General features: G+C 51.8%; 6 protein-coding genes. 5 read left to right on the top strand and 1 reads right to left on the bottom strand.

Annotated features, from left to right (window positions below):
* Nucleotides 1-39 precede the first annotated feature (39 nt).
* The 5 genes from ABF287_RS09435 to ABF287_RS09415 all read left to right on the top strand — a co-directional run bounded on the left by ABF287_RS09435 (nt 40) and on the right by ABF287_RS09415 (nt 4,965).
* Nucleotides 40-939, top strand: coding sequence for a LysR family transcriptional regulator (locus ABF287_RS09435; protein ID WP_044050803.1), 900 nt, complete (start codon nt 40-42; stop codon nt 937-939).
* A gap of 208 nt (nt 940-1,147) precedes the next feature.
* Complete coding sequence (locus ABF287_RS09430) at nt 1,148-2,188, top strand: TRAP transporter substrate-binding protein (RefSeq protein ID WP_044050802.1); 1,041 nt, start codon at nt 1,148-1,150, stop codon at nt 2,186-2,188.
* An 85-nt stretch (nt 2,189-2,273) separates the two neighbouring features.
* A complete protein-coding gene (locus tag ABF287_RS09425) occupies nt 2,274-2,837 on the top strand; it encodes a TRAP transporter small permease subunit (protein ID WP_347184758.1) in 564 nt (187 codons plus the stop codon).
* A complete protein-coding gene (locus ABF287_RS09420) occupies nt 2,837-4,303 on the top strand; it encodes a TRAP transporter large permease subunit (protein WP_347184757.1) in 1,467 nt (488 codons plus the stop codon). Before ABF287_RS09425 ends, ABF287_RS09420 begins: the two co-directional genes overlap by 1 nt.
* Nucleotides 4,304-4,374: 71 nt before the next feature.
* Complete coding sequence (locus tag ABF287_RS09415; RefSeq protein ID WP_347184756.1) at nt 4,375-4,965, top strand: LysE family transporter; 591 nt, start codon at nt 4,375-4,377, stop codon at nt 4,963-4,965.
* Nucleotides 4,966-4,978: 13 nt separating this feature from the next.
* Here the strand turns inward: ABF287_RS09415 and ABF287_RS09410 are convergent.
* Nucleotides 4,979-6,300, bottom strand: a 1,322-nt coding sequence (locus ABF287_RS09410; RefSeq protein WP_347184755.1) for an aldehyde dehydrogenase, incomplete at its 5' end; no start/stop codon positions are given.

The raw sequence follows: 6,300 nt of genomic DNA, 5'->3' as shown, positions 1-6,300 counted from the left end.
GGGCCTTTGGGCACCTTTGCAGTTAGATGGTGGGGTAGCATGCAGTACAATCTGATAACTCTGAAAATGTTTTTGACCGTTGCCAGAACGGGGAGCATTTCTCAAGCATCTGAAGCTGAGAACATAGCTGCTTCAGCCATTAGCAAACGCATCTCAGATTTAGAAGATCAGATTGGAACTCCACTGTTTTATCGGCAAACACGGGGGGTTGAGTTGACACCAGCGGGGCATGAACTCGCCCGGCATTCCTCGAACCTATTCCGATTGGTGGAACGTATGGAAAACCAGATGCATGATTTTGCAACCGGAGCTAAAGGTTCAGTTCGTATTGCGGCAAATACATCAGCAATCACGCAATTTCTTCCTGAAGATCTGGCTGGTTTTGCAGAGAATTACCCAGATGTAAGGATTGACCTGAGTGAGAGAACCTCTGAGGAAATACTTACCGCCGTACGAGATGGTTTGGCAGATCTAGGAATTTTTTCGGGGATGGTCGAAGAACCAGAATTGGAGGTTCTTACCTATCGTCTTGATACATTGGTGGTGGTAATGGGCAAGGAGCATCCTTACCGGCCTGACCATCCGGTTAAATTCGCTGAGTTTGCCAAACTTGATATGGTGGGTTTGCAAAGTGGCAGCTCATTGCAGGCTTTTCTGGAGGTGTGTGCCGGTGAACAGGGGCTGACACTTAAAACGCGTGTTGAAACTCTTAGTTTTGATGGTGTGCGTCGGATGGTCGAAGCCGGTCTAGGTATCGCAGTGCTGCCACTCGGAGCCGTCGAACCTTACCTCGAAAGTGCCCAGTTGCGGATGCAGGAAATTGATGAAGATTGGGCAGTTCGGACGCTCAAGCTTGCCGTTAAAGACTTGAGTGCAGTGTCTAACGCCGTTCGAGCCTTGGTGGAGCATCTGATCGCCCAAAATTTGACTGACAAATAGTTCAACTTTTCTTTCCAATCGGTGTCAACCGCTACATTGGGGCATCACTGACCGGCCAAAATTTGCCTTATTAACAGGTTTTTGCTCACTTTTTCATATTGCCATCCCTAACGGTGATACCCCCATTCGGAATTTGAGACTCCTGAAAGCGGCTATCCAAGCGTTACCCATAGTTTGTACTTCAAAAAAAACCCTATGGGAGGATAAGATGAAAAGAACGTCCAGAGTAATTACCAGTGCTGCTATACTTGCTTGCGTCGTGGCCACAACGGCATACGCCGAAAAGATCAAAATTAATATGCCATCGACATTCGCTGGTTCACTAACTCAACTCGGTACAGCCGGTGTACGATTTTCAGAAACTGTAAATTTGATCTCTGGTGGCGATATTGAGGTTAAATTCTATGATCCGAACGCTCTGATTCCACCATTAGAAATTTATGACAATGTATCCACTGGAGCGGTGGATGCAGGTTGGTCAACCTCGGGTTATTGGGGGTCTAAAAACTCGGCCTTGAACTTGTTTGCTGCCGTACCTTTTGGTCCAGGCCCAGGTGAATATCTGGCATGGATGTGGAATGGGGACGGTGAAAAGCTTATGAACGAACTTTACCATCCCGTAGGCATCCACGGACAAGTTTGCGGCATCGTCTCGCCGGAAACCTCCGGCTGGTTTAAAGAAGAAATTAATTCAGCAGAGGACCTGGCAGGGTTGAAAATGCGCTTTTACGGCCTTGGTGCCTTGGTGATGCAGAAAATGGGTGTCGACACCCAGCTTCTAGCCGGTGGCGACATCTATCCGGCGTTGGAGCGTGGCACCATCGATGCAACCGAATTCTCGATGCCTGCAATCGACCAGAACCTTGGATTTTATAATCTGGCCAAACACAACTATTTTCCCGGTTGGCACCAACAGTCGACCATTCAGGAACTTCTTGTGAATAAGGCCGTTTGGGACGGCATGACGGATCAGCAACGTGCGATCATCACGACGGCATGCCGCGCGACTGTAGCAACGCAGCTAGCAGAGGGTGAAGCCATTCAAGGCAAGGCGCTACTTGAAATGCGTGCTGAAGGTGTGACGACCCACCGTTGGCCAGATGAATTCCTCGACACGCTTGAGGCTGAATGGGACGGGATTGCAGTTGGGATGGCTGCGGAAAATCCCGATTTTGACCGGGTGTGGAAGAACCTTCAGGCATTCCGTGCTGACTACAAAGTCTGGAAAGATCTGGCCTACCTCGATTGATGGGCTGAGATTAATCAAAGAACCCGGCTGACAGTCAGCCGGGTTTACTCATTTTCAACTCGAAAAACTAAGGAAGGGGTATCCAATGGAAAGCGCTTTGACGGTCAGCCGCGCAATCGACGCGTTTCTCTGGGTTATGGCCAAGATGGGCGCTTGGTGCGCGCTGCTTCTTGTACTCGTTGTCACCTATGACGTGACTACACGTTATCTGGGCGTACCCAAGGTGTTTGGATTGACCTCAACAATGTTGCAGGAATCGGAGTACTGGCTGCATAGCTTTCTGATCGTTTTGGTCGTGGGCTATGCCTATACAAAACAATCCCACGTGCGCATTGATTTGATCCGAGAGAATCTGTCGGACCGTACCAAGTACATGATCGAAGTGGCGGGCATCCTGCTTGCATTGATCCCCTATTCCTTTCTGGGGGCCTGGTTGTCCTGGCCCTATGTCGTTCGGTCTTTCACGTCGGGTGAGATTTCAAAATCTCAAACCGGTTTGACAGACCTGTGGATCCTGAAAAGTGGGTTGATTATCCTGTTCGTTCTAATCGGACTGGCTGGGATATCCCAACTCATTAAGTCAATCGCAGGACTGGCCGGAAGGCTTCCTGATGACATGAAAGCAACGACAATCGGGGGTGGTCACTGATGGGCATTATCGAACTCCTCCCGCTGTTGATGTTTGTTGCTCTTGCGTTCCTGCTGTTCAGCGGCTTTCCGGTAGCCTGGGTTCTGGGAGGCGTTGGTCTGGGCTTTGGCCTGATTGGTATTGTCGCAGATGAACTTAACTTCATTCAGTTCTCCACACTGCCGTCGCGTATTTTCGGCGGTGTCATGGAAAACCTTATCCTGACAGCGATACCGATGTTTGTGTTCATGGGCACGATGCTGGAGAAATCTGGAGTTGCGCGCGACCTTTTGAACTGCCTTCAAATTCTGATGCGGCGTGTTCCGGGCGGTCTTGCACTATCTGTGACCATCATGGGAACCATTCTGGCTGCTACCACCGGCATCATTGGGGCTTCTGTCATCATGATGAGCCTGCTGGCCCTGCCGATCATGGTCGAACGCAAATATGATCACGCCCTTGCAACCGGCACAATTGCAGCCTCCGGGACGTTGGGCATTCTAATCCCGCCGTCCATCATGTTGGTGATCATGGCGGACTTGCTGTCACGTTCAGTGGGCAACTTGTTTGTGGCGGCGGTCTTCCCCGGCCTTATTCTGGCGACGCTTTATATGGGCTATATCGTCATTCGCTGTTGGATAAATCCGTCTTTGGCACCGCCAATATCTGAGGCTCTAGGCCCGCAAACGCGTGGTGGCATAGTGGTCATGATCCTGCGCAGCTTTGTCCCACCTGTCATCCTGATCGGCATGGTGCTTGGCTCGATCCTAGGGGGTGTTGCAACCCCGACAGAGGCGGCTGGCGTTGGGGCCTTAGGCGCGATCTTACTAGGGTTCTTCAATCTGGTGATCCTGCCCTCGATGGGTGTTAAGGACTTCACACTTAAGGGGCCAGATGCCAGCACGCAATCTGCCACCGTTATTGCTACATCTTTGTGGAGAAAGCTGGTGCAGTTCGAACGCACGGTGTCCGGCGTGGTTGACAGTACGGCACAAACCAATGCGATGATCTTCGGCCTGTTCGTCGGCGCGACCTTCTTTAGCTACATCTTCCGCGCGCTTGGAGGTGATGATCTGGTGATCAGTACTGTTGAGGCGATGGGTCTTGGCCCATGGGGTTTGTTGTTCCTACTGCTTGGTTTGGTCTTTGTGTTGGGGTTCTTCTTTGACTGGATCGAGATCACGCTGATCGTGCTGCCCGTCTTCGCACCCATTATCGCACAATTGGATTTTGGCGATCATGTCTCGCGATTTGATGTCGTGTATTGGTTCGCAATCCTGATTGCCATCAACCTGCAAACCTCGTTCTTGACGCCGCCCTTTGGTTTTGCGCTCTTTTACCTCAAGGCGGTTGCGCCGCCGGAAGTAAAGATCCAACAGATCTATCGCGGCATCATCCCATTTGTGATATTGCAACTGTTTGGTCTGACACTAGTGATCCTGTTTCCAGAGATCGCGCTTTGGCTTCCCAGAGTGTTGCTCAACTAAACATATGATTGATTATATTTGGCAGGTGCGGCACCGTTGCGGCACCTGCCTTGTCGTTTGTGAGAAAGCTATTGATAGCCGAAACTCTTCCATTGTTTCTGTTTGTACTGGCTGGGTTGTTTTCGCCTGGCCCGAATGTCGTCATGTTGACCGCATCGGGTGCAAGGTTCGGGTTCAGGGCTACGGTTCCACACCTGCTGGGCGTTCCGTTTGGGACTGGCATGTTGGCCGCTGGAAGCGCGCTTGGGCTGAGCACACTTTTGTTGACCTTACCGGCACTAAAACTGCTGTTTCAAATAGGGGCCGCTCTTTGGATTTTGTGGCTGGCATGGCAGACAGCCTTGGCAGGGCGCACCGAAAGAACACAAGACCATGGGTGCCCATTTACTTTTCGTCAGGCAGTTCTGTTTCAGGCCGTAAATCCCAAAGTCTGGGCGATCACGCTTGCGGCCTCAGCAGGATTTGGCATTGGGCTTGCCCCCCATCAAGAAGCACTGCGCTTGTTCGTTGTTTTCGCGGGCATCAATTTGGGTGTGTGCCTGTTTTGGACAACACTTGGCCATTTGCTTTCTGATTTCTTGCGTTACGAAAATGTTTGGCGCGCTTTTATGACTTTGATGGCCGCATTGATGGCCAGCACAGTCATTCTGATATTTGCTTAAACGCGACATCGGATTAGCGCATGATGAAGGGATTGGCGACCGCGGAAGCCGTTGAAATCATAATGCTCTTGGTTTGTAGATACTGGTAAATCGCGTTCTGGCCGTTCTCACGACCCAGTCCGGAATTCTTGTAACCGCCCAGCGGGGTCATGTAGCTGATCACGCGGTAGGTGTTTGCCCAAATGGTCCCCGCCTGAAGTCGTTCCGAGAAATGTTTGATCTTGCGAATGTCCTGCGTCCACACCCCCGCAGCAAGGCCATAACTGCTGTCATTGGCGATGCTCAGCGCTTCATCAGCGCTGTCAAAGGGAATGACAGACAGAACTGGGCCAAATACCTCTTCCTGTGCAATGCGCATGTCGTTGCGTACTCCGCCAAAGATGGTGGGTTCCACAAACCAGCCATTCCCCAACTCTGGCCGGTCGGGTCTGCGGCCGCCCATCAGGGTCTCCGCGCCTTCGCCTTTGGCGACGTCGATGTAGCCCAGAACCTTTTCCAGTTGTTGCTCGGTCGTGACCGGACCCACCTGGGTGTCAGTATCCATCGGGTCACCTATCCGCGCGGTTCTGGCGAGCTTCAGTAATTTGTCGAGGAACGCGTCATGGACACTGTGCTCGACCAACAGGCGTGATCCGGCGATGCATGTTTGGCCCGAGGCGGCGAAAATGCCCGAGATTACGCCGTTTACAGCATTGTCCATTTCAGCATCGGCAAAGACGATATTGGGGGATTTTCCACCCAGTTCCAGCGTCACCTTCTTGAACGTCCGCGCGGCGACCTCTGAGATAAGCCTTCCTGTCTTTTCAGAACCGGTGAAGGCCACTTTGGCGACATCTTCATGTTCGACTAGGCTGGCACCGACTTCTGCACCAAATCCTGTCACCACGTTGAATACACCTTTGGGCAAGCCAACCTGATCCACGATCTTTGCCAGTTCCAATGTCGAGGCCGAGGTGAATTCCGACGGCTTCGCGATAAACGTATTGCCAGCCGCCAACGCCGGAGCGAGTTTGTAGGCCAACAACAACAACGGCGAATTCCACGCGGTGATACCAACACAGACACCCAGAGGCTCATAACGGGTGAAGTTCAGCATATCGGGTTTATCAATTGGGATTACGCTGCCTTCGATTTTGTCGGCAAGACCCGCGTAGTAATAGAACCACTCGGGCACGTATTTCAGCTGAAAGAACATTTCGTTGAACAGTTTGCCGTTGTCCTGAACCTCGGTGCGGGCCAGCGCCTCGGCGTTATCGGCAATCAGGTCACCCAGCTTGCGCAACAAATGTCCGCGATTGGTGGCTGTCATGCCCGTCCAATCGTCCGAGCGAAAGG

The sequence above is a fragment of the Pacificibacter sp. genome (assembly GCF_039769035.1).
Lineage (GTDB): Bacteria > Pseudomonadota > Alphaproteobacteria > Rhodobacterales > Rhodobacteraceae > Celeribacter.
Note: the sequence above shows the minus strand (reverse complement) of the source record. Positions and strands in the feature narration are given on the sequence as shown.

What these genes read in the sequence shown, in the direction of transcription:
- ABF287_RS09435 (WP_044050803.1), top strand. Translation starts at nt 40, where the DNA reads ATGCAGTACAATCTGATAACTCTGAAAATGTTTTTGACCGTTGCCAGA.
- ABF287_RS09430 (WP_044050802.1), top strand. Translation starts at nt 1,148, where the DNA reads ATGAAAAGAACGTCCAGAGTAATTACCAGTGCTGCTATACTTGCTTGC.
- ABF287_RS09425 (WP_347184758.1), top strand. Translation starts at nt 2,274, where the DNA reads ATGGAAAGCGCTTTGACGGTCAGCCGCGCAATCGACGCGTTTCTCTGG.
- ABF287_RS09420 (WP_347184757.1), top strand. Translation starts at nt 2,837, where the DNA reads ATGGGCATTATCGAACTCCTCCCGCTGTTGATGTTTGTTGCTCTTGCG.